Consider the following 25,755-nt stretch of genomic DNA (forward strand, 5'->3'; position numbering starts at 1 on the left):
TCCGCGATCCACGAACAACAGAAGGCCCGGTCATGACCGATTTCTCCACCCTCGACCGCACCCTCGACATCGTCGTGATCAGCGGCGGCATCAGCCACGAGCGCGACGTCTCACTGCGCTCCGGCCGTCGCGTCGCCGACCGCCTCTCGGCCATGGGGCACCGCGTCACCCACCGCGAACCGGATGCCGGTCTCCTGGCCGCGCTGCTCGACCAGCGTCCCGACGTGATCTGGCCCGCCGTCCACGGCGCGAGCGGCGAGGACGGTGCTCTGCTCGGCCTGCTCGAGGCGGCCGGCTTCCCCTACGTGGGCTCGCGCACGGACGCCGCCCGCCTCGCGTGGTTCAAGCCGACCGCGAAGACGCTCGTCGCGCGGGCCGGCATCGCCACTCCTCGCTCGCTCACCCTCCCCCGCGAGACGTTCCGCGAGCTCGGCGCCGCAGGCATCCTCGATCAGGTCCGCGCGCACCTGCCCGGCCCGCTCGTCGTCAAGCCGGCGCAGGGCGGCTCCGCCCAGGGCGTGAGCATCGTGACGGAGACCGACGAGCTTCCGCGTGCGATGGTCGACGCCTACACCTACGGCGAGGTCCTGCTCATCGAGCAGCAGATCATCGGCACCGAGGTCTCCGTCGGTGTCCTCGACCTCGGTGACGGCCCCTTCGCCCTCCCCCCGGTCGAGATCGCCCCGGTCGCGGGCCGCTACACCTTCGAGGCCCGCTACAACGCGGGCGAGACCCGCTTCTACACCCCGGCCCGCCTCTCGGACGAGGCCCTCGCCGAGGTCTCCCGCGTCGCGGTCGCCGTCCACGAGCTGCTCGGCCTCCGCCACCTCTCCCGCATCGACTTCATCGTCGACCCCGACGGCCTCCCCTGGTTCTTCGACGCCAACGTCCTCCCCGGCATGACCGAGACCTCCCTCGTCCCCCAAGCCATCGAGGCCTCCGGCCGCTACCTCGGCGACGTCTACTCCACCCTCGCCCGCCTGGCTCTCACCCATTAGCCCCCCGTTTCACGTGAAACATCCGGGCCCACCGCTCCGGTCGTGCGGAGCGTCAGCCCCACCTCCGTTTCACGTGAAACGCTCCATGCTGGTCGAGTAGCCGCCTCCGGCGGCGTATCGAGACCCACCCGCCTCCCCCCAGCTACCGCCAGGAGCAGGGGGCCCGGTCTCGATACGGCGCTGCGCGCCTACTCGACCAACATGCTGCCGCCTGCGAAGTACCGCACGGGGCCAGGCTCTTCCACAGGCCTCGTCCCGGCAGAACATGCTGGTCGAGTAGCCGCCCACGGCGGCGTATCGAGACCCCGTTCATGAGTACAACGATCGCCAGCATCGGCGGGCTCGGTCTCGATACGGCGCTGCGCGCCTACTCGACCAACATGGTCCCGAATGCGGAGGACAAAGGGAAGCCAGGCACCCCTCATGCCTTGCTGCCGCCAAGCATACTGGTCGAGTAGCCGCCACCGGCGGCGTATCGAGACCTACCCGCCAACAGCCCGGTTCGCTCCAGAACTGCACGCGCCGGTCTCGATATGGCGCTCTGCACCCACTCCACCCGCAAGAGGCGAAGGCAGCTCAAGAGCTGGCCACTTCACCATGCTGGACGAGTAGCCGCGTCAACGGCGTCTCAAGACCCGGCCCCGTACGCACACCGTTTCACGTGAAACGGCCGCGCACCTCACGGCGCCAACGACACCTCGGTCGGCTCACCGATCTCGGCCAGGATGCGGTTCAGATCATGGATGGTCGCGAAGTCGATGACCACCTGCCCCTTGCGGGCTCCCAGTGTCACCTTCACCCGCGTGTTCAACCGGTCACCGAGGTGATCCGCCACCGTGCTGAGATGCCCGGCATGACCGCCCTGCTCCTCCTCCGACTCGCGCGAGGTGGTCTTCGGAGCCTTCATCTGCGCAGCAGCAGCCTCAGCGGCCCGCACCGACAGGTCCTCGTTGACGATCTTGTCCGCGAGCCGGCGCATGAGCTCCGGCGTCTCCACGGACAGCACCGCACGCGCGTGCCCCGCGCTGAGCACGCCGGCCGCCACCCGAGCCTGCACATCGGCGGGAAGCCGCAGCAGCCGCAGTGTGTTCGAGATCTGCGGACGTGATCGCCCGAGGCGCGTCGCCAGTGCCTCCTGGGTGATGCCGAAGTCGCTCAGCAGCTGCTGGTACGCCGACGCCTCCTCGAGCGGGTTCAGCTCGGCCCGGTGCAGGTTCTCCAGGAGCGCGTCCCGGAGCATGTTCTCGTCCGCCGTGTCCTTGACCACCGCGGGGATGGTCTTCAGCCCGGCGGCCTTGGAGGCTCGGAAGCGCCGTTCCCCCATCACCAGCTCGTACTTCGCGCCCTTGCGCCCGGTGACAGGCCGCACCACGATCGGCTGGAGCACCCCGAACTCGCGGATGCTGTGCACCAGCTCGGCCAGCTCGTCCTGGTCGAAGACCGACCGGGGCTGCGCCGCGTTCGGGACGATCTCCGACAGCGACAGCTGCGCGAGCCGTGCGCCGGGTACCTGCAGCAGCTCGTCCTCGGCGTTCGCCGCACCGACCTGATCCGGGAAGAAGACGTCGACGGGCCGCGAGCGGGTGTCGTCGCTGACCGGGATCAGGGCGCCGATGCCCCGGCCGAGTCCTGTGCGCTTGGTCGCCATCAGCGGTCCTCTCCATCGGGCGTCGCCGCCGGGGTCTTGGGTACGCCTCGGCGCGCGATCTCCGCCGCCGCCTCGAGATACGCGAGGGAGCCGGACGACTGCGGGTCGTAGCTGATCACGCTCTGCCCGTAGGACGGCGCCTCCGAGATCCGCACGTTGCGCGGGATCACGGCGCGCAGCACCTCCTTCGGGAAGTGCTCGCGCACGTCCGCCGCGACCTGGTTGGACAGGTTCGTCCGCCCGTCGAACATCGTCAGCAGGATCGTCGAGACCGCCAGGTTCGGGTTGAGGTGCCGCTCGATCAGGTCGATGTTCTTCAGCAGCTGGCTGAGACCCTCGAGCGCGTAGTACTCGCACTGGATCGGGATCAGCACCTCGCGCGCCGCGACGAACGCGTTGATCGTCAGCAGCCCGAGGGACGGCGGGCAGTCGATGAAGACGTAGTCGAACGGCTCGTCCATCCCCTTGAGCATCCGGTCCAGCGCCCGGCGGAGCCGCTGCTCGCGCGCGACGAGAGAGACCAGCTCGATCTCGGCGCCGGCCAGGTGGATCGTCGCCGGAACCCCGTAGAGCGAGGCGAACTCCGGGCTCTTCTGCACGACGTCCGCGAGGGGCGTGTCGTTGACGATCACGTCGTAGACGCTCGCCGTCTCGGCCCGGTGCTCGATCCCGAGCGCCGTCGAGGCATTGCCCTGCGGGTCCAGGTCGATGACCAGGACCTTCGCGTCGCCCCGAGCGAGCCCAGCGGCCAGATTGACGGTGGTCGTGGTCTTGCCGACGCCGCCCTTCTGGTTGGAGATCGTGATGACGCGGGTCGTCTCCGGCTTCGGCAGCGGCTGCGCGTTGAGAAGCGCGCGCCGGCGTGTCATGTCCGCGATCTCGCGGGCGAGCGGCGTCGAGGCGTCGAAACCTCCGGTCAGTCCGGCGGGGTCGGATCGTTTCACGTGAAACCTTCGCTCAGCGGGTGGAAGTGGGGCAGCACCGAGGAACCGACAGTCGAGGATTCAGGGGATCGCGTGCGACGTCGTGGCGATCATCCCACTGTAGCTCGGACGACCCTCGTCACCTCGGAGAGCACGCCGTCGCCGAGCACGACGACCTCGGGCGGGGAGAGCTTGAAGCGACGGATCTGCTTGGCCGCGGCCTCGATCTCCTTCTCGGCGTTGATGCCCTTCAGCAGGACGAGCTCGCCGCCCGGTCGCAGCAGCGGTGCCGTCAACGGAATCAGCTTCGAGAGAGCACTGACCGCGCGCGCCGTGACCTGATCCAGCGGCTCCGCCAGCCGGACCTCCTCGGCGCGGGCCCGCAGAACCGAGACATTCTCGAGTTCGAGCGCGTCGACCTGCTCCTGCAGCCACAGCACCCGGCGCTCCATCGGCTCGATCAGCACGAAGCGGACGTCCGGCCGTACGATGCCCAGCACGACGCCGGGGAGGCCGGCACCACTGCCGACATCACCCACGAGCCCCGGACGCAGGAGAGGGGCCACCAGGGCGCTGTTGAGCACGTGCCGCGTCCACAGGCGCGGGAGCTCCAGCGGACCGATGAGGCCCCGCTCCTCCCCCTCGCGGGCGAGCGCCTCCGTGAAGCGCCGCAGGACGGGCAGTCGCTCACCGGCGATCGCGGCGGCGGCAGCGGGCTCCGGCTCGAGGGTCGGCTCCACGGCGCTCAGCCGCGGGTGATGACGGTGTGGCGCTCGCGGGCCTCGCCGCGCGACTCCGACACGAAACCGCGCTCGCCGACCATGTCGTGGACGAGCTTGCGCTCGTAGGACGACATCGGGGGCAGCGACGCCGACGTCGCGCCCTCCTCGATGCGCTCGATCGCCCGGTCGACCAGCTGGGCCAGCTCGGCCTCGCGGGCGTCCCGGGAACCGCCGATGTCGAGGATGAGCCGCGAGAAGCCGCCCGTCCTCGTCTGCACCGCGAGGCGCGTGAGCTCCTGCAGCGCCTGGACCGCGTCCGGGCGGGAGAGCACACGCAGGTTGGTGTCGCCGGAGGCCGTGACCGACAGGTAGGCGCGGCCGTTGCGGACCTCGATGTCGATGTCGCCGTCGAGGTCGCAGATGTCGAGGAACTCCTCGATGTAGTCCGCGGCGACGTCGCCCTCCTCCTCGAGCTGCGACAGCGTCGGCACGGCACCGCCGTCGGCGGAGGACGCCCGCGGAGCGAGCTCCTCGTCGGCCGGAGCCTGCGCGTCCGGGGCCGCCGGAGCACCGGTGAACATCTGCGTCGAATCGGTCATTCTGGGGGCCTACTTCTTTCCGGCTTGCTTCTTTGAGCGGTTCTTGCTGACGGGCTGCGCGCGCTGCACGACCTTCTTCTCGACGAGCGTGACGGTGCCGGCGTCGGTCGTCTCCTCGACGAGCTTGCCCTTGCGGCGCAGGCGCTCCTCGCGGGCCTTCGCGGCCTCGCTGCCGGGGGTCGGCATGTTCCGGATGACGATGAACTGCTGGACCATCGTCCAGATGTTCGAGGTCAGCCAGTAGAACATGACGCCGAGGGGGAAGGCGAAGCCCGAGAAGGCGAAGACGAGCGGGAGGATGTAGAGCAGGATCCGCTGCTGCTTGAACGTCGGCGAGGCCTTGGCCTCGGGCGACATGTTCTTCGAGACGATCTGCAGCTGGGTGATGAACTGCGAGGCGGTCATCAGGACCACCATGACGACGGCGATGACGACGACGAGCTCCTGGCCGCCCTCCGCGAGCGCACCCTGGATCGACTGGTGCAGCGGGGCGATGCCGAAGAGGTTGGCCTCACCGAACTGGCGGGCGAGGACGTCGTCCAGCGGACCGACGCCGCGCTGGCTGTGCTGCGCCGAGTTCAGCACCGAGAACAGGCTGAAGAAGATCGGCATCTGGATCAGCAGCGGGAGGCACGAGGCGAGCGGGTTGGTGCCCGTCTTCTTGTAGAGCTCCATCGTCTCGCGGGACATCGCCTCGCGGGACAGCTGGTCGCGCTTGCCCTTGTACTTGTCCTGGATCTTCTTGAGCTGCGGCGCCACCTCCATCATGCGGCGCTGGCTCTTGATCTGCTTGACGAAGATCGGGATCAGCGCGGCGCGGATGACGAGGACCAGCCCCACGATCGACAGCACCCAGGTGATGCCGGCCGCCGCATCGAGGCCGGTGAAGGTCAGCAGCTGGTGGAAGGCGACGAGGAGCAGCTCGACCACCCACTTGAGGGGCCAGAGAATCGTGCCGAGGAGGTCCATGGGAGGGGGTCAGTCCTTTCGAGGGCCCGCGACGAACCCGAGACGCGTCACGGCGAAGCGGGTCCGGCCGGGAGCCGGTCGGTGCAGGGGGATCGAGGTCGGCACGTCGTCGACCCCGCCGGCCGCCCACGGGTGGCAGCGGAGGAGTCGGCGGGCACCGAGGACGGACCCGAGGACGAGCCCGTGGAGCTGGACCGCCTGGAGTGCGTAGGAGGAGCACGACGGGTAGTAGCGGCAGACATCGCCGTACAGCGGCGAGACCACCGCCCGGTACACGACGAGCAGCAGGATGCCGATGTTGCGCGGCAGCAGGAGGAGGAACCAGCCCAGACGGACGGTCCAGGAGGCCGCGCGCGGCGATCCGGGAGCATCGACGACCGGCGCGGTCGCCGACGGGGCGGCCGTCACCGGAGCGCCTCGCCCGCGCGGACGGCGCGCGCACGGGTGACGGCGGCGACCACGTCCTGCCGCAGCGCGGACCACGGAGCGTCGGCGCTGCCGGGCAGTGCCCGGACGACCACGTCGGTCCCGGACTCCAGCATCGGCACGAGCTCGAAGGCGACGGCCTTGAGCCGGCGCCGCACGGTGTTCCGCTTCACGGCCGTCCCGACCGTCTTGGCCACGATGAAGCCGAACCGCACCGGTGCGTCGCCGGAGGACCTCCGGACATACGTGACGGTGTGCGGTCCCGTGGACCGCACACCGCGACGGACGACTGCCCGGTACTCGCCACCGAGGACGATGCGATGGGCTCTGGCCAGCACCGCTGGACGGAATCGCTAGGCGCTACGCCGAGAGCTCGGTGCGGCCCTTGGCGCGGCGAGCGCTCAGGATGCCGCGACCGGCACGCGTGCGCATGCGCAGACGGAAGCCGTGCACCTTGGCGCGACGACGGTTGTTCGGCTGGAAGGTTCGCTTGCTCATAGTCAGATCTCCACGTACGGGTTCCGCGGTGCGAGCGGGGCTCCACGCCGGTGGCGGGGGCTCCGGTTCGTCCGGGAAGAGGGGGTGCCCGGGTGCCGATCGGCTCGATCCGCGAGGACCGTGCTCCCGACGCCGGGCAGGCGTCAACTGACTTAAACTACGTCCTCCGCCGCCACCGGTCAAATGTGCGCCGGGCGAAACCTCGATTCTGCACACGGGACGCGGTGTTCCGCGCATTGACACGCGGGAGTCGCTGTGGTGGATTTGTCTCCCGTCGGCTCCGTTGGCTACGGTGTTGAGCCGCAGTTATCCACAGGCGCGAACCGCCCCCTCCCGCGTGATCGCGGGGATCCGGCGAGGCCTGTGGAAGCGCCTGTGCAGGGATCGGGCCCCGGATCTCCGCTGGAACCGAGGGCCCGCCGTGACGGACGACAGCCCGAGGCGGCGGCCAGGATTTCGAGAGCGACCGAGGACCGGAGACAGATGCCTGACGACACGTCGATGATCGACGCGTGGAACGTGATCCGCGGCGAGCTGTCGCGGGACGAGCGCATCACCGCGCCGATGTACGGCTTCGTCTCGCTGGTGGAGCCCAAGGGCATCATGGCGGGCACCTTCTACCTCGAGGTCCCGAACGAGTTCACCCGCGGGATGCTCGAGCACCGGGTCCGCGTGCCGCTGCTCAGCGCGATCGGCGCCCTCGACGACTCCTTCGGCGTCTCGACCTTCGCCTTCGTGGTGAACCCCGACATCGAGCACGAGCCGATGAGCTCCCCGTCGTCCGACTCGCTGAACCCCTTCGAGCCGGTGACCGGCTCCTCCGCCACGGTCGCTCCGCCGGTGCGCGTCGTCGAGGAGCTGCGCACCGTGCCGGCCACCGACACCCGGCTGAACCCGAAGTACAGCTTCGACAACTTCGTCATCGGCGGCTCCAACCGCTTCGCGCACGCCGCCGCGGTCGCCGTGGCCGAGGCGCCGGCGAAGGCGTACAACCCGCTCTTCGTCTACGGCGACTCGGGCCTCGGCAAGACCCACCTCCTGCACGCCATCGGCCACTACGCGATGAGCCTCTACCCGGGCATCCGCGTGCGGTACGTGTCGAGCGAGGAGTTCACCAACGACTTCATCAACTCGATCGCGAACAACCGCGGCAACGCGTTCCACGGCCGGTACCGCAACGTCGACATCCTCCTGATCGACGACATCCAGTTCCTGCAGGGGAAGGCGGAGACGCAGGAGGCGTTCTTCCACACCTTCAACCAGCTGCACGACCACAACAAGCAGGTCGTGATCACCTCCGACCTGCCGCCGAAGGCGCTGACCGGCTTCGAGGACCGCATGCGCTCGCGGTTCGAGTGGGGCCTGATCACCGACGTGCAGGCGCCCGACCTCGAGACCCGCATCGCGATCCTCCGCAAGAAGGCCGTCAGCGAGAAGCTGCTCGTCCCGGACGACATCCTCGAGTTCATGGCGTCGAAGGTGTCCAGCAACATCCGCGAGCTGGAGGGGACGCTGATCCGCGTCACCGCGTTCGCGAGCCTCAACCGCACCCCGGTGGACATGGCGCTGGTGCAGACGGTGCTGAAGGACCTGATCACGCTCGACGAGGACAACGTCATCTCGCCGGTCGACATCATCAATCACACCGCGGACTACTTCAAGCTCACGGTCGACGACCTCTACGGCTCGTCGCGCTCGCAGGCCGTGGCCACCGCCCGTCAGATCGCGATGTACCTCTGCCGCGAGCTGACCAATCTCTCGCTGCCCAAGATCGGCCAGCTGTTCGGCAACCGCGACCACACCACGGTCATGTACGCCAACAAGAAGATCTCGGAGCTCATGAAGGAGCGCCGCAGCATCTACAACCAGGTCACCGAGCTGACCACCCGCATCAAGACCAACCGCTGACCCCCGGGCCGCCGGCTGCTCCCTCTCTCTCTGGTCGAGCAGCCGCGGCCGCATGCCGGCCGAGCAGCCGCACAGCGGCCCTTCCACGCCGGCCGAGCAGCCGCGCAGCGGCCCTTCCATGCCGGCCGAGCAGCCGAGCAGCGGCGCTTCCATGCTGGTCGAGTAGCCGCGCAGCGGCGTATCGAGACCCACCCCTCCCGGTGACGCCGTCTCCCGCTCGCTACGCCACACTCGCCACCCCGCCACGCCCGCCGTCGTTCGCCACATCGAACGATTCCGGTCGATTTCCACACGTGTGAGCAACCTGTGGATAACTGTGGACAACCGCCCTCGATCTGTGCGCTCCGAGGACCCGCCTGTGCACTCCGGACGACCCGGTCGAATCCCTCCACAGCCCGTCCACGACGGCGCTCACACTCCGTCCACAGCTCGACCCCCTCCGCATCGCAGTCGTGAGTAGGGGTCCCGGACGTTTTCCACAGTTTCCACACGTGTTAACACTGTTAACGCAGTTCTCTCTTTAATCAGGGGCGGACCGGCAACCTCTCCACAGGGCTCGGCTGCGCCGGGAGGGGGTCGTGCTTCCGGGCACGTCGAAGCTGACGAGTACGATGGGCGTCGGTCTTCGTCCACGACTCGTCAGGGGTGTTCTCGTGAGGTTCCAAGCCAACCGCGATGTCTTCAGCGAGGCGGTGTCGTTCGCGGTCAAGCTGCTGCCGCAGCGCACGACCCTGCCGATCCTCTCGGGCATCCTCATCGAGGCGACCGCCGAGGGCCTCACGCTCTCCTCGTTCGACTACGAGGTCTCCGCGCAGACGCAGATCGCGGCCGACGTCGAGGAGACCGGCACGGTCCTCGTCTCCGGCCGGCTGCTCGCCGACATCGCCAACCGCCTCCCGAACGCCCCGGTGCGCGTCGCGACGGAGGAGTCGCGCGTCTCGGTCTCGGCCGGCTCCGCGCACTTCACGCTCCTGCAGATGCCCGTGGAGGAGTACCCGAGCATCCCCGAGATCGACGCCTCCACCGGCCTCGTCCCCGCGGACGCGTTCTCCGCCGCGATCTCGCAGGTCGCCGTCGCCGCCTCCCGCGACGACGTCACCCCCGTGATCACAGGCGTGCAGCTCGAGATCACTGAGAACACCATCGGCCTCGTCGCCACCGACCGCTACCGCGTCGCCGTCCGCGAGATCGACTGGGACAACGGCGACAACGCCGCCCCCAGCCAGCCGCTGACCGCGCTGGTCCCCGCGCGGACCCTCCAGGAGGTCGGCAAGACCTTCAGCCACTCCGGCACGGTCTCCGTCGCGATCACCCAGCGCGACGAGCGCGAGCTGATCGCCTTCACCGCCGATCGCAAGACCGTCACGTCGCTGCTGATCAAGGGCAACTTCCCGCCCGTGAAGCGCCTCTTCCCCGCCTCCGTCGAGAACTACGCGGTGATGGCGACGAGCGACCTCATCGAGGCCACCCGCCGCGTCTCGCTCGTCCTCGAGCGCGAGGCCGCCCTGCGCTTCAGCTTCAGCAGCGACGGACTCACCCTCGAGGCCATCGGCTCCGAGCAGGCTCAGGCGTCCGAGAGCATCGACGCCATCGTCACCGGCGTCGACGTCGTCGTGTCGCTGAAGCCGCAGTTCCTGCTCGACGGCCTCGCCGCCGTGCACTCGGAGTTCGTGCGCATCGCGTTCACGAAGACCGAGAACCCCAACAAGCCCGGACCGGTCCTGATCACGGCGCAGACCTCGCGCGAGCAGCCCGGGAGCGACAGCTACCGCTACCTGCTCCAGCCGAACCTGCTCCTGCGCTGACCGCTCCTCCCCGATCGCAGCGCCGCGACCGCCCTGCTCCCGACGAGCACCCGCCCGCCGGACATCGAATCCCAGGAAGGTTCACCATGCACATCGGACTCGTCGGACTCGGCAAGATGGGCGACAACATGCGCTCCCGCCTGCGGGAGAAGGGCGTCGAGGTCACCGGCTACGACCGCAACCCGGACGTCTCGGACGCCGCCTCGCTCGACGAGATGATCGCCGCCCTCCCCGCGCCGCGCATCGTCTGGGTCATGGTCCCGGCCGGCGCCATCACGGACGCCGTCGTCACCGACCTGTCCGAGAAGCTCAGCGAGGGCGACCTGGTCATCGACGGCGGCAACTCCCGCTTCACCGAGGACTTCAAGCACGACGCGCTGCTCAAGCCCAAGGGCGTCCACTACATCGACGCCGGCGTCTCCGGCGGCGTCTGGGGCCTCGAGAACGGCTACGGCCTGATGGTCGGCGGCCCCAAGGAGCTCGTCGAGTACGCGATGCCCGTCTTCGACGCGCTGCGCCCCGAGGGCCCCCGCGAGGAGGGCTTCGTCCACGTCGGCGAGGTCGGCGCGGGCCACTACGCGAAGATGGTGCACAACGGCATCGAGTACGCGCTGATGCAGGCGTTCGCCGAGGGCTACGAGCTCCTCGACACCCGCAAGGACATCATCAAGGACGTCACCGGCACCTTCAAGGCGTGGCAGCGCGGCACGGTCGTCCGCTCCTGGCTCCTCGAGCTGCTCGTCCGCGCACTCGAGCAGGACCCGGAGTTCGAGCACATCGAGGGCTACGTCCAGGACTCCGGCGAGGGCCGCTGGACGATCGAGGAGGCCATCAACAACGCCGTCCCCGTCCCCACGATCAGCGCCTCGATCTTCGCGCGGTTCGTCTCCCGCCAGGAGGACTCCCCCGCCATGAAGGCGGTCGCGGCGCTCCGCAACCAGTTCGGCGGGCACAGTGTCAAGGCGGTCGACTGAGCGCAGCTCAGTCGACCGGTGAGGCCGGTCCCTGCCCGGCCTCACGGCGGTCGGCTTCTCGAAGCTGTGGCGTCATGCAGAGCCGGTCGCGGACGGCGACCTGCGGCCCGCCGCCACCGTGAGGCAGGGATGCTCTCACGGCGGCGGCGGGCCTTCGGCCGCCTGCACCTTGCGCTGGGAGCGCGGCCGCTTCTGCTGTGCTCGGGGGAGAGGCGCGTCCTTCGGACGACGCGGTGGCTTGCTGGGTCGCGTCCTGCGGACGGCGGAGTTCCATGCTGGTCGAGTAGCCGCGGAGCGGCGTATCGAGACCCCGCGTCGTCGAGACGGAGGTCGTCGGGCCGCCGTCAGCCGGTGCTGCGGCCATCGTCGCCCCGCATGCTGGTCGAGTAGCCGCGCGGCGGCGTATCGAGACCCCGCGCCCGGCGCAGGAGCATCGGGCAGAGTGGACACGGAGGAGGTGAGCGCGTGCAGGTGACGCAGCTGGCGTTGAGCGACTTCCGCAACTACGCCTCCGTGGACGTCGCGCTCGCGCCGGGCCCGAACCTCTTCGTCGGGCGCAACGGCCAGGGCAAAACGAACCTGGTCGAGTCGCTCGGCTACCTCTCCACCCTCGGCTCGCACCGGGTGTCCACCGATCAGGCGCTGATCCGCGCGGGTCGGGACAGTGCGGTGATCCGCGCACGGCTGCGCAACGGCGACCGCGACCTGCTCGCCGAGGTGCAGATCAACCGCTCCTCCGCCAACCGCGCGCAGATCAACCGCGGCGGCATCAAGCCGCGCGAGCTGCCCCGCTTCTTCTCGAGCGTCCTCTTCGCGCCGGAGGACCTCCTCCTCATCCGCGGCGACCCGTCCGCGCGCCGGCGCTTCCTCGATCAGCTGGTCGTCCTCCGCTCCCCGCGGATGAGCGCGGTGCAGGCGGACTACGAGCGGGTGCTCCGCCAGCGCAACTCGCTCCTCAAGTCCGCGCGGGCGAGCGGCGTCCGCGATCCTGCGAAGCTCGGGACGCTCGACATCTGGGACGAGCGCCTCGTCGCCCTCGGCACCGAGATCATCCAGTCGCGGCTGACCCTGGTCGACGAGCTGAGCGGCCCGGTCCGCGCCGCGTACGAGGCGGTCGCCGGAGCGGACCAGCGCCCGGTGCTGCGCTCGCGCCTGAGCATCGAGGGAGCGGTCGACGACGACGACGAGCCCGTCGCGACGGCCGAGGCCTCCCTGGCGCCGGCGGAGCTGGCCGCGACCTTCTCCTCGGCCCTGCTCTCCGTGCGCCGACGCGAGCTCGACCGCGGGATCTCGCTGGTCGGGCCGCACCGCGACGACGTCCAGTTCGAGCTCAACGACCTCCCGGCGAAGGGCTACGCCAGCCACGGCGAGAGCTGGTCGTTCGCTCTGGCGCTCAAGCTCGGCGCGGCCGAGCTGCTCCGGCGCGACTCCCCCATGGGCGACCCCGTGCTGATGCTCGACGACGTCTTCGCCGAGCTCGACGCCCGCCGACGCGAGCGGCTCGCGGCCGTGGTCGCCGACTACGAGCAGGTGCTGATCACGGCCGCCGTCTTCGACGACGTGCCCGCGGCGCTGGCGGCGCACACGGTCCGGATCGAGGCGGGCCGCATCGTCGAGTCCGACGCGGTCGTGGTCCCGGAGACGCCCCTGACCGCACCCGAGACGGCCGCACCCGAGACGGCCGCCGCCGAGTCCGCGGCCGAGCCGGACCCCGAGCCCACGCCGACGCAGGAGCAGGATTCGGAGCCCGAGCCCGAGCCCGAGCCCGATTCGGAGCCCGCGCCCGAGCCGGCGCCCGTCTCCGAGCCCGCCCCGGAGCCCGACCGTGGCTGACTCCCCCCGTCGCGGCGCGCCCTCCCCCGCGCCCGACTCCGAGGCCGCCCGCGTCTACCAGCACCTCAAGGAGGTCTTCGGCGGCGACGCCCCCCGCCGGGTGCGCAAGACCGTGGACCGCGCCGAGCCCAAGGGCGACGCGGCCCCGTTCGGCGGTGGCCGCGATCCGCACGACCTCGGCGACGTGCTCTCCTCTCTCACGGTGAAGCTCGGCTGGACCGCTCCCCTCGCCCAGGGCGATCTGATGTCGTCCTGGACCGCGATCGCCGGCGAGGAGACGGCGAAGCACTCCACTCCGGTCGGCGTGGTGGACGGCGTGCTCACGGTGGCATGCGAGTCGACGGCCTGGTCGACCCAGCTGCGTCTGATGCGGATCGAGATCATGAACCACATCGCCGTGCACCACCCGGACGCGGGGATCACCGCGATCCGTTTCCAGGGCCCCGACGTCCCGAACTGGAAAAAGGGCCCCAGGTCGATTCCAGGGCGTGGTCCGCGCGATACCTACGGCTGAGGACGCATTTTCGGTCGACCCCGCAGAAATCGTTCGTCAGATCGCCACTGAGCGCCGCGCGACCGGCCGCCGCGCGATAGAATGGAGGGCCGCCGAACCGCAGCGTCGACCCCGTGCGCGAGATCTCCAGATCCGCCTGCGCGCCGCGACGGACCGTCAGAGGAGAACTCCACAGCTATGACACCCGAGCCGACCGACTCCACGTCAGCCCCCGCAGCGAACGACCTGGACGCGAACGGCTCCACCGGCCCCTCCGCTGCCTCCGCTCCGGCCGAGGCCGCCCCGTCGGAGGCCGCGCACTCCGCCGGCATGTCGACGAAGTCCTCCGGCGACTACGGCGCGAACCAGATCCAGGTCCTCGAGGGCCTCGAGGCGGTCCGCAAGCGCCCCGGCATGTACATCGGCTCGACGGGCCCGCGCGGTCTGCACCACCTGGTCTACGAGATCGTCGACAACGCCGTCGACGAGGCGCTCGCGGGCTACTGCGACAACATCGAGGTCGTCATGCGCGCCGACGGCGGCCTGACCGTCGTCGACAACGGCCGCGGCATCCCGGTCGACGTGCACCCCACCGAGGGCATCTCCACCGTCGAGCTCGTCCTGACCGTGCTGCACGCCGGCGGCAAGTTCGGCGGCGGCGGCTACGCGGTCTCCGGCGGACTGCACGGCGTCGGCTCGTCCGTCGTCAACGCGCTGTCGACCCGGCTCGAGGTCGAGGTGAAGCGCCAGGGCGCCTCCTACAGCATGACCTTCGCCGACGGCGTCCCGGAGGCGCCGCTCGCCAAGGGCGGCCCGAGCGACGAGACCGGCACCACCATCACCTTCTGGCCGAACGCCGAGATCTTCGAGACCGTCGAGTTCGACTACGAGACCCTCCGCGCCCGGTTCCAGCAGATGGCGTTCCTCAACAAGGGCCTCCGCATCGCGCTGACCGACGAGAAGGAGATCGAGTTCGACGGCGAGGGGGAGAACGAGACCTCCGGCCCGCGCAGCGACGTCTTCCTCTACGAGAAGGGGCTCGTCGACTACGTCGAGTACATCAACTCGCTGAAGAAGTCCGATCTCGTGCACTCCGAGATCATCGACTTCGAGTCCGAGGACACCGAGCGCCGCATCTCGCTCGAGGTCGCGATGCAGTGGACGACGGCGTACACCGAGAGCGTGCACACCTACGCGAACACGATCAACACGCACGAGGGCGGCACGCACGAGGAGGGGTTCCGGGCGGCGCTGACGACGCTCGTCAACAAGTACGCGCGCGCGAACAACCTGCTCAAGGACAAGGACGAGAACCTCTCGGGCGACGACATCCGCGAGGGCCTCACCGCCGTCGTGTCGATCAAGCTCGGCGAGCCGCAGTTCGAGGGCCAGACCAAGACCAAGCTCGGCAACACCGAGGCCAAGGCGTTCGTGCAGCGGGTCGCCGGCGAGCAGCTCGCCGACTGGTTCGACCGCAACCCCAACCAGGCCAAGGACATCATCCGGAAGGCGATCCAGGCCGCCTCCGCGCGGATGGCCGCCCGCAAGGCGCGGGAGACCGCGCGTCGCAAGGGCCTGCTCGAGGGCGGCGGCATGCCGGGCAAGCTCAAGGACTGCCAGTCGAAGGACCCGTCGATCTCCGAGATCTTCATCGTCGAGGGCGACTCGGCCGGCGGCTCCGCCGTCCAGGGACGCAACCCCGAGACCCAGGCGATCCTCCCCCTCCGCGGCAAGATCCTCAACGTCGAGAAGGCCCGCCTCGACCGCGCCCTCGGCAACAACGAGGTCCAGGCGATGATCACGGCCTTCGGAGCCGGCATCGGCGAGGACTTCAACCCCGACAAGGCGCGGTACCACAAGATCATCCTGATGGCCGACGCCGACGTCGACGGCCAGCACATCACGACGCTGCTGCTGACCCTGCTGTTCCGCTACATGCGCCCGCTGATCGACCTCGGCTACGTCTACCTCGCGCAGCCGCCGCTCTACCGCCTCAAGTGGTCGAACTCGCCGCACGAGTACGTCTACAGCGACCGTGAGCGCGACGCGCTGATCGCGCACGGCGCAGCGTCGAACAAGCGCATGCCCAAGGAGAACGGGATCCAGCGCTACAAGGGCCTCGGCGAGATGGACTACAAGGAGCTGTGGGAGACCACGATGGACCCCGCCACGCGGACCCTCCTCCAGGTCACCCTCGACGACGCGGCCGCCGCCGACGAGATCTTCTCGACCCTGATGGGCGAGGACGTCGAGTCCCGCCGCTCCTTTATTCAAAAAAACGCCAAGGACGTGCGTTTTCTCGACATTTGATCGGTTATCGCGCTGCGATAACCGACAAATGTCGAGGTCGAGTAGGCCGAAGGCCGTATCGAGACCCGCGCCACAAAGCGCCACCCCGCAGCACTTCGAACTCACAACAACTGAACTGACACCCAGCGCGACCCGCCCCCGTCACGACCCGGGGCCCGGACCCACCTGAGAAGACAGAGATCATGGCAGACGAATCAGACACCCCCACCGGACCGGACGACGGCGAGGACATCGTCACCGAGACCGGTGTCGTGATCCACGGGCACGACAAGATCGAGCCGGTCGACCTCCAGCTCGAGATGCAGCGCTCCTACCTCGACTACGCGATGAGCGTCATCGTCGGCCGCGCGCTGCCCGAGGTGCGCGACGGCCTGAAGCCCGTGCACCGCCGCGTGATCTACGCGATGTACGACGGCGGCTACCGCCCCGACAAGGCGTTCTCCAAGTGCTCCCGCGTCGTCGGCGACGTGATGGGCCAGTTCCACCCGCACGGCGACTCGGCGATCTACGACGCCCTCGTCCGCCTCGTCCAGCCGTGGAGCCTCCGCTACCCGCTGGCGCTCGGCCAGGGCAACTTCGGCTCCCCCGGCAACGACGGCGCCGCGGCCCCCCGCTACACCGAGACCAAGATGGCCCCGCTGGCCCTCGAGATGGTCCGCGACATCGACAAGAACACCGTCGACTTCCAGGACAACTACGACGGCCGCACCCGCGAGCCGGCGATCCTGCCCGCGCGCTTCCCCAACCTGCTGGTCAACGGCTCGGTCGGCATCGCGGTGGGCATGGCCACCAACATCCCGCCGCACAACCTCCGCGAGGTCGCCGCCGGCGCGAAGTGGGCGCTGGAGAACCCGGAGGCGTCGCGCGAGGAGCTGCTCGAGGCGCTGCTGCAGCGCATCAAGGGCCCCGACTTCCCCACCGGGGCGCAGATCCTCGGCGTCCGCGGCATCCAGGACGCGTACCGCACGGGCCGCGGCTCGATCACGATGCGCGCCGTCGTCTCGATCGAGGAGATCCAGGGCCGCACCTGCCTCGTGGTCACCGAGCTGCCGTACCAGGTGAACCCGGACAACCTCGCGATCAAGATCGCCGAGCTGGTCAAGGACGGCCGCGTCTCCGGCATCGCCGACATCCGCGACGAGACCTCGGGCCGCACCGGCCAGCGCCTCGTCGTCGTGCTCAAGCGCGACGCGGTCGCGAAGGTCGTGCTGAACAACCTCTACAAGCACACCCCGCTGCAGGAGAACTTCGGCGCGAACATGCTCGCGATCGTCGACGGCATCCCGCGCACGCTCTCGCTCGACGGCTTCATCCGCGCGTGGGTCGACCACCAGGTCGAGGTCGTCGTCCGCCGCACCCAGTACCTGCTCGACGAGGCCGAGGCGCGGATCCACATCCTGCGCGGCTACCTCAAGGCGCTCGACGCGCTCGACGAGGTCATCGCCCTCATCCGCCGCTCCCCCACAGTGGAGGAGGCCCGCGACGGCCTGATGGAGCTCCTCGACATCGACGAGGTGCAGTCGCGCGCCATCCTCGACATGCAGCTGCGCCGGCTCGCCGCCCTCGAGCGCCAGAAGATCATCGACGAGCACGACCGGATCCAGGCCGAGATCGAGGACTACAAGTCGATCCTCGCGAGCCCGGAGCGCCAGCGGACGATCATCTCCGACGAGCTCGACGAGATCGTCGACCGCTTCGGCGACGACCGCCGCACCGAGATCCTCTTCGGCTTCGACGGCGACATGAGCGTCGAGGACCTGATTCCCGAGGAGGAGATGGTCGTCACCGTCACCCGCGGCGGCTACCTCAAGCGCACCCGGAGCGACTCGTACCGCGCCCAGCACCGCGGCGGCCGCGGCGTGCGCGGCGCCCAGCTCAAGGCCGACGACATCGTCGAGCACTTCTTCGTCACGACGACGCACCACTGGCTGCTGTTCTTCACGAACACCGGCCGCGTGTACCGCGCCAAGACGTACGAGCTGCAGGAGGTGAGCCGCGACGCGAAGGGCCAGCACATCGCGAACCTCCTCGCGCTGGAGCCCGGCGAGCAGATCGCGCAGATCCTCGACATCCGCGACTACGAGGCGGCCCGCTACCTCGTCCTCGCCACCCGCGACGGCCTCGTCAAGAAGACGGCGCTGATGGAGTACGACACCAACCGCTCCGGCGGCATCATCGCGATCAAGCTCCGCGAGGGCGACGAGCTCGTCTCCGCGCTCCTGGTCGACGAGGACAGCGACGTGCTGCTCGTCTCCCGCAAGGGCATGTCGATCCGCTTCACCGCCTCGGACCAGGCGCTGCGCCCGATGGGCCGTTCCACGTCCGGAGTGATGGGCATGTCGTTCCGCGGCGACGACCGACTGCTGGACGCCAACGTCGTCAGCGACGAGGGCTACGTCTTCGTCGTGACCGAGGGCGGCTACGCGAAGCGCACCGCAGTCGACCAGTACCGGCTCCAGGGCCGCGGCGGTCTGGGCATCAAGGTGGCCAAGCTCGAGGAGAAGCGCGGCGACCTGGTGGGCGCCATCATCACGGGGGAGGACGACGAGGTGCTCGTCGTCCTCGCCAGTGGCAAGGTGGTACGCTCTGCCGTGGCCGAGGTACCGGCCAAGGGTCGCGACACCATGGGAGTCGTCTTCGCACGATTCGCAGACGACGACCGCATCATCGCACTCGCCAAGAACACCGAACGCAATCTCGACGCCCAGGACGAGGATCCCGACGCCGCGGCGTCGGCCGAGTCCGACGCGGTGTCGGAGGAGGATGAGTCCGTCGATGAGTAGCACGGTCGCCGAGAAGCTCGCCAAGAAGTCCGCGAAGAGCCCGGCGGCGAAGCAGGTCAGACTCAAGCTGGTGTACGTCGACTTCTGGTCGGCCGTCAAGCTGTCGTTCCTGCTCGGTCTGACGCTGGCGATCATCACGATCGTCGTCGTCTACCTCGTCTACACGGTGCTCGCGCAGACCGGCGTCTTCGACGAGGTCAACGGCCTCGTCCAGGACATCGCCGGCGCGGAGGCGTTCGACCTCAACACGATCATCTCGCTGCCCCAGATCATGGGCTTCGCGGTCGTCGTCGCAGTGCTGAACACCATCGTCACCACCGCACTCGGGGCGATCGTGGCGCTGCTGTACAACCTCAGCGTCAAGATCACCGGCGGCCTGCTGGTCGGCTTCACCAACCAGTAGAGTCCGCGGGCGGAGCGGCCGATTGGGATTCTGACCCGGCGTCGGGTAGAGTCTCATCTGGCCAATTCGGGGGTATAGCTCAGGCGGTTAGAGCGCTTCACTGATAATGAAGAGGTCCCAGGTTCAAGTCCTGGTACCCCCACGTGCCGAACGGCCCGACATCGCGAGGTGTCGGGCCGTTCCACTCTCGCCGGCTTTCCGCCGCCGGTCCGGGGCCTTAGCTCAGTTGGTAGAGCGCCTGCTTTGCAAGCAGGATGTCAGGAGTTCGAATCTCCTAGGCTCCACACTCGAACCCCTCCGCCGGTCCTCCTCACCCGCTGTGCGTGCCGTACCGCGGTCGGCGTGCTCTGGCGGCGAACTCGTCGAGGGCCGCCAGGACCTCCACGGCCTCGAACGATCGGTTCCTGCGTCCCGCTCGCGACTGGGTGAGGACTCCGGCGTCGACGAGCTTCTGCACGGCAGCCTCCGCTGTCGGGAAGCTCACCCCGAGCTCGGCGGTGACGAGCGCGATCGTGACCACGGGCTGACGGAGCAGCAGCTGCCGCAGTGCATGCACCGAGGAGTCGCTCCGCGCGCGGATGCCGGCGTCCCACCGCGCTCCTATCTCCGCGATGTCCGCGGCGAGTCGCCGTCCGTTCTGCACGGCGGCGAAGGCGGCGTCGGCGAGTGTCTCGATGATCGGGCGGACATCCCCGGAGCGGTACGCGGTCAGCGCGTCGAAGTAGCGCTTCGTGTCGCCGAGCAGCCCGGCGGAGACGGGGACGGTGACGTTCTCCGTGACGCCGGCAGCGCGGAGCATGCCCTGGACGAGCGCGCGACCTGTCCTGCCGTTGCCGTCCGGGAAGGGATGGACGGTCTCGAACTGCGCATGCGCGATCGCCACCTGCGCGAGGACGGGGACGTCGACCCGGCGCGCGAACTCCATGACATCGAGCATCAGCGCCGGGACGCGCTCGTGATGCGGAGGAACGAAGAGCGCTCCGTGCGGGGACACCCCGCCTCCGCCGATCCACACCTGCTGGTCGCGCCAGTGCCCGACGATGTCGGGGGCCGTGCTCTCCAGCAGGACGCGATGCGTGGTGAGCACGGCATCGGTGTCCAGCTCGTCGGACAGCGCGATCGCCGCTTCCATCGCGGCGACGTTGCGAACGACCAGCTGAGCGTTCGTCGACGTGGAATCGCCGAGCTCGGCGAGCGCGACCTGCTTGGCACTCGCGGTGAGCTGCTCGACCTCGGAGCTCGATGCGCTCTCGGTCCGCAGCAGGATGGAGGCGAAGGGCGCGGTGAGGGTGCCGACCTGAGCATCGGGCTACGAGCACCTGTCCTCTGGCGGGCGGCGGCGGGGTCAGCGGGGCTGGCAGGCCAGGCCGAGGAAGTTCTCGACGGAGAGGGTCTCGGAGGTGCCGTCGCGGATGTCGCCGACGATGATCTCGCCGACGGACAGGGTGTCGAACTGCTCGGCGGTGAAGACCACGGGGCGCCCGATGACCGAGCCGCCGACCGAGTAGGCGCCGAGGGTGAGGTCGACGCCGAGGGGGAACCTCTCGATCTCCCGGTCGGCGGGCCAGACGGTGCGGCCGGCGAGGTCGGTCGCGCCGATGTCGTCGACGGGCTCCGGGGCGACCCAGCGGGTGATCCTCCGCGCGCGATCGCCGATCAGCAGCGGAGCGGTGTCCTCGACGGCGAGGTCGAGGCCGTCGACGGCTCCGGAGCAGACGACGACGACGCCGAGCACCTCGGCGCGCTGCCCGCCGCGGCCGATGCCGACGGTCGCCTCTGAGACGGGCTCCGTGGCGCAGCCGGACAGCGTCAGCGAGGCCGTGGCCGCCAGCACGACCGCGACGCTGGCGACTCGACGACGATGCGGCACGAGGTCACCCTACGGCGAGGGCGAGCGCGGAGAGCGCCTGGGGGAGCGAGGGCGCTCCCTCCGCACGGAACACCGCGCGGCCGTCGGCGTCGCGGACCACGACCGTCGGGGTGGAGCGGATGTCCGCGGCTTCCGCTGCCTCGGGCGCGAAGGCGACGTCGAACTCGCGGATCTCCGCAGCGGGGACCAGCTCCGCCGCGCGCTCGAGCACGCTGCGGGCCGCGTTGCAGGCGCCGCAGAACGCGGACGTGTAGAGCTCGACGATCACAGGGGAGACAACGCCGGCGGGCATCAGACGATTCCTCGGGAGGCGGATCTCGATACGCCCGCTGCGCGGGCTACTCGATCAGCATGGAGCGGCCGGACCGCGGCGGACCGAGGCTGACGCGGAGGAGGATCGCAGTCCGTCGGCGATGCAGCACGGCCGGCCGGCGCTGCATGCTGGTCGAGTAGCCCCGCAGGGGCGTATCGAGACCCGTCGTCAGCGCAGCGACCAGGCCTCGTTCATCGTCAGGGCGACGTCGATCAGCTCGACGCGCTCGAGGCCCTCGACCTCGGCCAGGGGGAACCACGCGGCGGCGTCGGTCGAGCCGTCGACCTCGTGGGTCAGCTCACCGCCGGTCACGCGGGCGCGGTAGACGACGCGGATGGCGTGCAGGGGTCCGGCCTGGGGGTCGCTGCGGCGATGCGCGGGGATCACGTGCGAGTCGACGCCGATCAGCCCCTCGAGCTCGGCGTGGTAGCCGGTCTCCTCGAAGATCTCCCTGACGGCAGCGTCCGCGGGCGACTCGCCCTCGTCGATCCCGCCGCCGGGAAGCGTCCACGCCTCCCAGGGCCCCTGGCTCCAGTGCGCGAGGAGCATGCGCTCGCCGTCGATGATCACGCCGTACGCGGCGACCCGGATGTCCACCTCAGCAGCCTAACCGCGGACCGCGCACCACCGGACACGCGTGAGGCCCGGACCCGCAGTGCGGTGTCCGGGCCTCACGCGGCGACTCAGGAAGCGGTCGACGCCGGCGACTGCGCGGCGCTGGCCGGCTCGTCCTCGGCGACCCACAGCTCGTCGTCGGCGCGGAACGTCTGCCAGACGGCGTAGCCGATGCCTCCGACGGCGACGAGAGCGGCGCCGATCGCGAAGACCGTGCCGACCTTGTTCTTCTTCTTCGGGGGAGTGGTGAGCTCCTCCCAGCGCGCCTTCGAGATCTCGGCGAGCTTCGCGCGGTTCTTCGAGTCCTTGGCGGCCTCGAACGCGGCCGCGGCGGTGCCGCCGACAGCGGCGAAGGTCGGGAGCACCTTGTGCTTGTAGGCGTCGCGTGCGGAGGAGTACGTGCCCTCGACGGCGGAGACCCCGTTGTCGTAGACGGGCTTCACCCGGCTCGAGTAGGCGTCCTTGACGGCCGGCACGACCTCCTTCTTCGCGTACTTGGTCGCGTGGCGGCGGCTCTTCTCGAGAACGGAGGCGGCGTGCGCCAGCACCTCCTGCTGCTCACTCCAGACCGCCTCGGCGTTCTTGCGGAGGCGCTTGAGATCCTTCTTGTGCTTACGTGACAGACCCACTTGGTCCTCCATCGGCTACGAGCGGCGAACAACGGCTCAATACTGCCACTCATCCCGCGGCCCGCGCATCGCGCACCCAGCGCATTGACACCCGGCGTTGCGGAGCCCTACAGAGCCGCTGTGCGAGAATCCACCCATGCCTTTGCACACCGCAGTCGCGACGTTCCACACGACCAAGGGCGACATCGTCGTCAACCTCTACGGCAACCACGCGCCGAAGACGGTCCGCAACTTCGTCGGTCTCGCGACCGGCGACATCGAATGGACCCACCCGGCGACCGGTGCGAAGACGAAGGAGCCGCTCTACAACGGCACCGTCTTCCACCGCATCATCCCCGACTTCATGCTCCAGGGCGGTGACCCGCTCGGCCAGGGCATCGGCGGCCCGGGCTACCAGTTCGACGACGAGATCAACTCGGAGCTCGACTTCACCCAGCCCTACATCCTCGCGATGGCGAACGCCGGCAAGCAGGCGGGGCGCGGCACCAACGGCTCGCAGTTCTTCATCACCGTTGCGCCGACTACCTGGCTCCAGGGCAAGCACACCATCTTCGGCGCCGTCGCCGACGACGAGTCCAAGAAGGTCGTCGACGCGCTGTCGGCCGTGGCGACCGACGGTCGCGACAAGCCCCTCGAGGACGTCGTCATCGAGAGCGTCGAGATCACCGAGGTCTGAGCGCCTCTCCACCACTCATCGAGGGTCGGGTCCGTCTGGGCCCGGCCCTCGTTCTCTCTCTCCCGGAGGAACGTCCGTGACCCAGGTCCCGCCGAGCAGCAGCACCTACACCTGCTATCGCCACCCCGATCGCCAGAGCTTCGTGCGCTGCCAGCGGTGCGGTCGCACGATCTGCGGCGAGTGCCAGACCCCGGCTCCGGTCGGCGTCATCTGCCCGGACGACATGGCGCAGCAGCGCAGCGAGGCCCCGCGCGTCCGCGGACCGCTCGTGTCGCGGGTCCGGGCGATGACACGGGCCGACCAGCCGACCGTCACCTACGCGATCATCGCGCTCTGCGTCCTGGTCTGGATCCTCGAGGTGCTCCCCTTCATCGGGAACACCGTGCTCAACGCGATCGCCTACTTCCCCGCGTACACGCTGCCCGGCTTCGGCGCGGGCTTCGAGCCGTGGCGGATGATCACGTCGATCTTCGCGCACAGCACGTCCCTCTTCTTCGTGGTGCCGTTCCACCTCCTGCTGAACATGTACACGCTGTGGGTCTTCGGCATGGCGCTCGAGCGGATGCTCGGCCGCGGGCGCTACCTGACTCTGTTCCTCCTCAGCGGCTTCGCCGGCTCGGTCGGCGTCCTGCTCCTCTCCAGCCCGCTGACGCCGGTGATCGGCGCCTCGGGCGCCATCTTCGGGCTGATGGGCGCGTACCTCGTGATCCTCCGCCACCTCGGCGGGCAGGCCTCGCAGCTGCTGGTGCTGGTCGGGCTCAACCTCGTGATCGGCTTCCTGCCCGGGATGAACGTCGCCTGGCAGGCGCACGTCGGCGGCCTGGTGGCCGGTGCTCTCATCGGGCTGGTCTTCACGCGGACGCGGCAGCGCTCGCAGCGACGGACCCAGAACCTTCTCGTCGGGCTGATCGGCGTCGGCCTCGTGGCGGTCACCGTCGGGGCGTACGTCCTGGCCTGAGCCGCCTCGGCACCGCCCCACGAGCTCGTCCACAGGGCGTCCAAGACTGTCCACAGCATCCGTCCACAGCTGGGGACGAAGTTATCCACAGAGTTGTTAACACTGGGGAGAACTACGCCGTTGTCATTCAGGGCAGCCGGTGGGACGGCCTCCTGATCGGCGATCCTGCCCTGTCACGCCGCCGATGCGTGCCCGATGAAGCTCCGCATCCGCGGACTGGCGCGAGGTCCGGAGTTGTCCACAGGAGTTTCAACACCTGGGGATAATTACACGCGTGTAGTTCGCCGTCGCGGGCCGGAGACGACCGTGGCGTCGAGGTCCTCGTCGAAGAGGATCGACGGGTCGAATCCCACGTCCGCGAAGAGTGCCGCCGTCCGCTCCGCCTGCTCTCTGCTCGTCTCGATGACGACCGCGCCGTCGTCGCTCAACCAGGGCAGGACCTCCGCCGCGATCCGGCGGTGCAGCGCCAGGCCGTCGCCCCCGCCGTCGAGGGTCGACGCCGGCTCGTGCAGGCGGGCCTCCGGCGGCATCAGAGCGATCGCGGCGGTCGGCACGTAGGGCGCATTGACCACGACGAGGTCGATCCGGCCCCGGAGATCCTCGGGAAGGGCGGCGAACAGGTCGCCTCGGTGGACCGTCGCGAGTCCCGCCAGGGTCCGCCGGGCGCAGGCGACCGCGGCGGGGGAGAGGTCGGCCGCGTGGACGGTGAGGCCGTTGCGCTCCTCGAGAAGGGCCCGCCCGATCGCTCCGACACCGCAGCAGAGGTCGAGGACGGTCGCGGGCCCTCTCCCGTCCAGCAGTTCGAGCGCCGCGTCGACGACGGCCTCGGTCCGCCGTCGGGGCACGAAGACGCCGGGGGAGACCGGAACGCGCAGCCCGCGGAAGGCGACCCAGCCGAGGATCTGCTCGAGCGGCTCCCCGGCCTCACGGCGCCGCAGGAGCGCGTCGAGGCGGTCGGAGCCGGCCGCCGCCTCGTGCAGGAGCTCCGCCTCCTCCTCCGCGAAGACGCAGCCCGCCGCACGCAGGCGCGCGACGGACGATGCGAGGGCCGGCGGGAGACCCGACCCCGGGAACGACGAACGCCCCGTCGGCGGACCGGACGGGGCGTCGTTCATGCTGGTGTGATCAGCGCCAGCGGGTCGTCATGAGGAAGCCGATGAAGGCGATCCCGAAGCCGATGAGGATGTTCGCGTTGCCGAGATCCGGCACGGGGAGCGTGCCCTGGCTCACGTAGAAGACGATGATCCACGCGAGGCCCAGCAGCATGAACCCGAACATGACGGGCTTGAACCACACCGGATTGGGTGCGTCCTCACCGGTCCGGGCCTCGTCGCGCTCGGGCTTCGGGCTCTTCGTCGCTCGTGCCATGCCTTCCACTGTACCGGGAGACGGCCGCCGACCG

General features: G+C 69.6%; 27 protein-coding genes and 2 tRNA genes. 14 read left to right on the forward strand and 15 right to left on the reverse strand.

The genetic code is table 11. From position 1 onward, the window contains the following. Positions 1 to 32 precede the first annotated feature (32 nt). Together MT353_RS14600 and MT353_RS14605 are read left to right on the forward strand one after the other, a co-directional pair. Positions 33 to 998, forward strand: a complete 966-nt coding sequence (locus MT353_RS14600; RefSeq protein ID WP_243624971.1) for a D-alanine--D-alanine ligase — start codon at positions 33 to 35, stop codon at positions 996 to 998. Positions 999 to 1,309: 311 nt separating this feature from the next. Then, complete coding sequence (locus MT353_RS14605; RefSeq protein ID WP_243624972.1) at positions 1,310 to 1,456, forward strand: hypothetical protein; 147 nt, start codon at positions 1,310 to 1,312, stop codon at positions 1,454 to 1,456. 221 nt (positions 1,457 to 1,677) lie between these two features. Here the strand turns inward: MT353_RS14605 and MT353_RS14610 are convergent, their stop codons facing one another. From MT353_RS14610 to rpmH, 8 genes are all read right to left on the reverse strand, one after another. Then, positions 1,678 to 2,646, reverse strand: coding sequence for a ParB/RepB/Spo0J family partition protein (locus MT353_RS14610; protein ID WP_243624973.1), 969 nt, complete (start codon positions 2,644 to 2,646; stop codon positions 1,678 to 1,680). After that, positions 2,646 to 3,515: a ParA family protein gene (locus MT353_RS14615; RefSeq protein ID WP_123706250.1), complete on the reverse strand. Its 870-nt coding sequence runs from the start codon at positions 3,513 to 3,515 to the stop codon at positions 2,646 to 2,648. Before MT353_RS14615 ends, MT353_RS14610 begins: the two co-directional genes overlap by 1 nt. 164 nt (positions 3,516 to 3,679) lie before the next feature. Beyond that, a complete protein-coding gene (rsmG, locus tag MT353_RS14620) occupies positions 3,680 to 4,309 on the reverse strand; it encodes a 16S rRNA (guanine(527)-N(7))-methyltransferase RsmG (protein ID WP_243624975.1) in 630 nt (209 codons plus the stop codon). A 5-nt stretch (positions 4,310 to 4,314) separates the two neighbouring features. Further along, a complete protein-coding gene (locus MT353_RS14625) occupies positions 4,315 to 4,890 on the reverse strand; it encodes a R3H domain-containing nucleic acid-binding protein (protein ID WP_243599416.1) in 576 nt (191 codons plus the stop codon). Positions 4,891 to 4,899: 9 nt separating this feature from the next. Beyond that, positions 4,900 to 5,859 (reverse strand): membrane protein insertase YidC, encoded by a 960-nt coding sequence (gene yidC / locus MT353_RS14630; protein WP_123447263.1) that lies wholly within the window; start codon positions 5,857 to 5,859, stop codon positions 4,900 to 4,902. A 9-nt stretch (positions 5,860 to 5,868) separates the two neighbouring features. Continuing rightward, positions 5,869 to 6,189: a membrane protein insertion efficiency factor YidD gene (gene yidD, locus MT353_RS14635; protein WP_243625006.1), complete on the reverse strand. Its 321-nt coding sequence runs from the start codon at positions 6,187 to 6,189 to the stop codon at positions 5,869 to 5,871. Between the two features lie 74 nt (positions 6,190 to 6,263). Further along, positions 6,264 to 6,623: a ribonuclease P protein component gene (gene rnpA, locus MT353_RS14640; RefSeq protein WP_308197529.1), complete on the reverse strand. Its 360-nt coding sequence runs from the start codon at positions 6,621 to 6,623 to the stop codon at positions 6,264 to 6,266. Between the two features lie 22 nt (positions 6,624 to 6,645). Further along, on the reverse strand, positions 6,646 to 6,783 hold the full coding sequence (rpmH, locus tag MT353_RS14645; RefSeq protein WP_055784512.1) for a 50S ribosomal protein L34: 138 nt from the start codon (positions 6,781 to 6,783) through the stop codon (positions 6,646 to 6,648). A gap of 603 nt (positions 6,784 to 7,386) precedes the next feature. Here rpmH and dnaA point away from each other — a divergent pair. The 10 genes from dnaA (at position 7,387) to MT353_RS14695 (ending at position 19,576) form a co-directional block, all read left to right on the forward strand. After that, positions 7,387 to 8,691: a chromosomal replication initiator protein DnaA gene (gene dnaA / locus MT353_RS14650; RefSeq protein ID WP_374204714.1), complete on the forward strand. Its 1,305-nt coding sequence runs from the start codon at positions 7,387 to 7,389 to the stop codon at positions 8,689 to 8,691. Positions 8,692 to 9,344: 653 nt separating this feature from the next. Beyond that, positions 9,345 to 10,496 (forward strand): DNA polymerase III subunit beta, encoded by a 1,152-nt coding sequence (gene dnaN, locus MT353_RS14655; RefSeq protein WP_123447260.1) that lies wholly within the window; start codon positions 9,345 to 9,347, stop codon positions 10,494 to 10,496. 86 nt (positions 10,497 to 10,582) lie between these two features. Further along, positions 10,583 to 11,470: a phosphogluconate dehydrogenase (NAD(+)-dependent, decarboxylating) gene (gene gnd / locus MT353_RS14660; protein WP_123736150.1), complete on the forward strand. Its 888-nt coding sequence runs from the start codon at positions 10,583 to 10,585 to the stop codon at positions 11,468 to 11,470. A 465-nt stretch (positions 11,471 to 11,935) separates the two neighbouring features. Then, positions 11,936 to 13,303, forward strand: coding sequence for a DNA replication/repair protein RecF (recF, locus tag MT353_RS14665; protein ID WP_243624979.1), 1,368 nt, complete (start codon positions 11,936 to 11,938; stop codon positions 13,301 to 13,303). Then, positions 13,296 to 13,817: a DUF721 domain-containing protein gene (locus MT353_RS22005; protein ID WP_243624981.1), complete on the forward strand. Its 522-nt coding sequence runs from the start codon at positions 13,296 to 13,298 to the stop codon at positions 13,815 to 13,817. The genes recF and MT353_RS22005 overlap by 8 nt, the downstream gene beginning before the upstream one ends. Positions 13,818 to 14,126: 309 nt before the next feature. After that, on the forward strand, positions 14,127 to 16,106 hold the full coding sequence (gyrB, locus tag MT353_RS14675; protein WP_243625009.1) for a DNA topoisomerase (ATP-hydrolyzing) subunit B: 1,980 nt from the start codon (positions 14,127 to 14,129) through the stop codon (positions 16,104 to 16,106). Between the two features lie 182 nt (positions 16,107 to 16,288). Then, the gene (gene gyrA / locus MT353_RS14680) at positions 16,289 to 18,889 is read left to right on the forward strand and encodes a DNA gyrase subunit A (RefSeq protein WP_243624982.1); all 2,601 of its coding nucleotides are present in this window, start codon (positions 16,289 to 16,291) and stop codon (positions 18,887 to 18,889) included. Further along, a complete protein-coding gene (locus MT353_RS14685) occupies positions 18,882 to 19,292 on the forward strand; it encodes a DUF3566 domain-containing protein (RefSeq protein ID WP_123447255.1) in 411 nt (136 codons plus the stop codon). Before gyrA ends, MT353_RS14685 begins: the two co-directional genes overlap by 8 nt. Before the next feature lie 68 nt (positions 19,293 to 19,360). Next, a tRNA-Ile gene (locus MT353_RS14690) sits at positions 19,361 to 19,434 on the forward strand. A gap of 69 nt (positions 19,435 to 19,503) precedes the next feature. Then, a tRNA-Ala gene (locus MT353_RS14695) sits at positions 19,504 to 19,576 on the forward strand. Between the two features lie 26 nt (positions 19,577 to 19,602). Here the strand turns inward: MT353_RS14695 and MT353_RS14700 are convergent. From MT353_RS14700 to MT353_RS14720, 5 genes are all read right to left on the reverse strand, one after another. Further along, complete coding sequence (locus tag MT353_RS14700) at positions 19,603 to 20,424, reverse strand: Fic family protein (protein WP_243624983.1); 822 nt, start codon at positions 20,422 to 20,424, stop codon at positions 19,603 to 19,605. A 213-nt stretch (positions 20,425 to 20,637) separates the two neighbouring features. Then, a complete protein-coding gene (locus tag MT353_RS14705; RefSeq protein ID WP_243615819.1) occupies positions 20,638 to 21,162 on the reverse strand; it encodes a hypothetical protein in 525 nt (174 codons plus the stop codon). A 4-nt stretch (positions 21,163 to 21,166) separates the two neighbouring features. After that, positions 21,167 to 21,454 carry a thioredoxin family protein gene (locus MT353_RS14710; RefSeq protein WP_132437319.1) on the reverse strand — a complete coding sequence of 96 codons (288 nt, stop codon included), beginning with the start codon at positions 21,452 to 21,454 and terminating at the stop codon, positions 21,167 to 21,169. A 189-nt stretch (positions 21,455 to 21,643) separates the two neighbouring features. After that, a complete protein-coding gene (locus tag MT353_RS14715) occupies positions 21,644 to 22,072 on the reverse strand; it encodes an NUDIX hydrolase (protein WP_308197469.1) in 429 nt (142 codons plus the stop codon). Positions 22,073 to 22,158: 86 nt separating this feature from the next. Continuing rightward, positions 22,159 to 22,719, reverse strand: a complete 561-nt coding sequence (locus MT353_RS14720) for a hypothetical protein (protein ID WP_123706109.1) — start codon at positions 22,717 to 22,719, stop codon at positions 22,159 to 22,161. A 136-nt stretch (positions 22,720 to 22,855) separates the two neighbouring features. On the opposite strand from MT353_RS14720, the gene MT353_RS14725 reads away from it, so the two are divergent. Both MT353_RS14725 and MT353_RS14730 read left to right on the forward strand, forming a co-directional pair. Continuing rightward, positions 22,856 to 23,395: a peptidylprolyl isomerase gene (locus tag MT353_RS14725; RefSeq protein WP_123447250.1), complete on the forward strand. Its 540-nt coding sequence runs from the start codon at positions 22,856 to 22,858 to the stop codon at positions 23,393 to 23,395. A 76-nt stretch (positions 23,396 to 23,471) separates the two neighbouring features. Beyond that, complete coding sequence (locus tag MT353_RS14730) at positions 23,472 to 24,353, forward strand: rhomboid family intramembrane serine protease (RefSeq protein ID WP_243599407.1); 882 nt, start codon at positions 23,472 to 23,474, stop codon at positions 24,351 to 24,353. Between the two features lie 266 nt (positions 24,354 to 24,619). On the opposite strand, the gene MT353_RS14735 is transcribed toward MT353_RS14730, so the two are convergent. Beyond that, on the reverse strand, positions 24,620 to 25,468 hold the full coding sequence (locus tag MT353_RS14735) for a putative protein N(5)-glutamine methyltransferase (RefSeq protein ID WP_243624984.1): 849 nt from the start codon (positions 25,466 to 25,468) through the stop codon (positions 24,620 to 24,622). Positions 25,469 to 25,478: 10 nt separating this feature from the next. After that, positions 25,479 to 25,721, reverse strand: a complete 243-nt coding sequence (locus tag MT353_RS14740) for a cell division protein CrgA (protein ID WP_123447247.1) — start codon at positions 25,719 to 25,721, stop codon at positions 25,479 to 25,481. Positions 25,722 to 25,755 lie beyond the last annotated feature (34 nt).

The organism is Rathayibacter sp. VKM Ac-2927 (assembly GCF_022815525.1).
In the GTDB taxonomy this organism is placed as follows: Bacteria; Actinomycetota; Actinomycetes; order Actinomycetales; family Microbacteriaceae; genus Rathayibacter; species Rathayibacter festucae.

What these genes read in the sequence shown, in the direction of transcription:
- MT353_RS14740 (WP_123447247.1), bottom strand. Translation starts at nt 25,721, where the DNA reads ATGGCACGAGCGACGAAGAGCCCGAAGCCCGAGCGCGACGAGGCCCGG.
- gyrB (WP_243625009.1), top strand. Translation starts at nt 14,127, where the DNA reads ATGTCGACGAAGTCCTCCGGCGACTACGGCGCGAACCAGATCCAGGTC.
- MT353_RS14625 (WP_243599416.1), bottom strand. Translation starts at nt 4,890, where the DNA reads ATGACCGATTCGACGCAGATGTTCACCGGTGCTCCGGCGGCCCCGGAC.
- rpmH (WP_055784512.1), bottom strand. Translation starts at nt 6,783, where the DNA reads ATGAGCAAGCGAACCTTCCAGCCGAACAACCGTCGTCGCGCCAAGGTG.
- MT353_RS14610 (WP_243624973.1), bottom strand. Translation starts at nt 2,646, where the DNA reads ATGGCGACCAAGCGCACAGGACTCGGCCGGGGCATCGGCGCCCTGATC.
- dnaA (WP_374204714.1), top strand. Translation starts at nt 7,387, where the DNA reads ATGGCGGGCACCTTCTACCTCGAGGTCCCGAACGAGTTCACCCGCGGG.
- gnd (WP_123736150.1), top strand. Translation starts at nt 10,583, where the DNA reads ATGCACATCGGACTCGTCGGACTCGGCAAGATGGGCGACAACATGCGC.
- MT353_RS14605 (WP_243624972.1), top strand. Translation starts at nt 1,310, where the DNA reads ATGAGTACAACGATCGCCAGCATCGGCGGGCTCGGTCTCGATACGGCG.
- MT353_RS14700 (WP_243624983.1), bottom strand. Translation starts at nt 20,424, where the DNA reads ATGGAAGCGGCGATCGCGCTGTCCGACGAGCTGGACACCGATGCCGTG.
- MT353_RS14615 (WP_123706250.1), bottom strand. Translation starts at nt 3,515, where the DNA reads ATGACACGCCGGCGCGCGCTTCTCAACGCGCAGCCGCTGCCGAAGCCG.
- gyrA (WP_243624982.1), top strand. Translation starts at nt 16,289, where the DNA reads ATGGCAGACGAATCAGACACCCCCACCGGACCGGACGACGGCGAGGAC.
- MT353_RS14600 (WP_243624971.1), top strand. Translation starts at nt 33, where the DNA reads ATGACCGATTTCTCCACCCTCGACCGCACCCTCGACATCGTCGTGATC.
- MT353_RS14735 (WP_243624984.1), bottom strand. Translation starts at nt 25,468, where the DNA reads ATGAACGACGCCCCGTCCGGTCCGCCGACGGGGCGTTCGTCGTTCCCG.
- MT353_RS14725 (WP_123447250.1), top strand. Translation starts at nt 22,856, where the DNA reads ATGCCTTTGCACACCGCAGTCGCGACGTTCCACACGACCAAGGGCGAC.
- MT353_RS14685 (WP_123447255.1), top strand. Translation starts at nt 18,882, where the DNA reads ATGAGTAGCACGGTCGCCGAGAAGCTCGCCAAGAAGTCCGCGAAGAGC.
- yidC (WP_123447263.1), bottom strand. Translation starts at nt 5,859, where the DNA reads ATGGACCTCCTCGGCACGATTCTCTGGCCCCTCAAGTGGGTGGTCGAG.
- MT353_RS14710 (WP_132437319.1), bottom strand. Translation starts at nt 21,454, where the DNA reads ATGCCCGCCGGCGTTGTCTCCCCTGTGATCGTCGAGCTCTACACGTCC.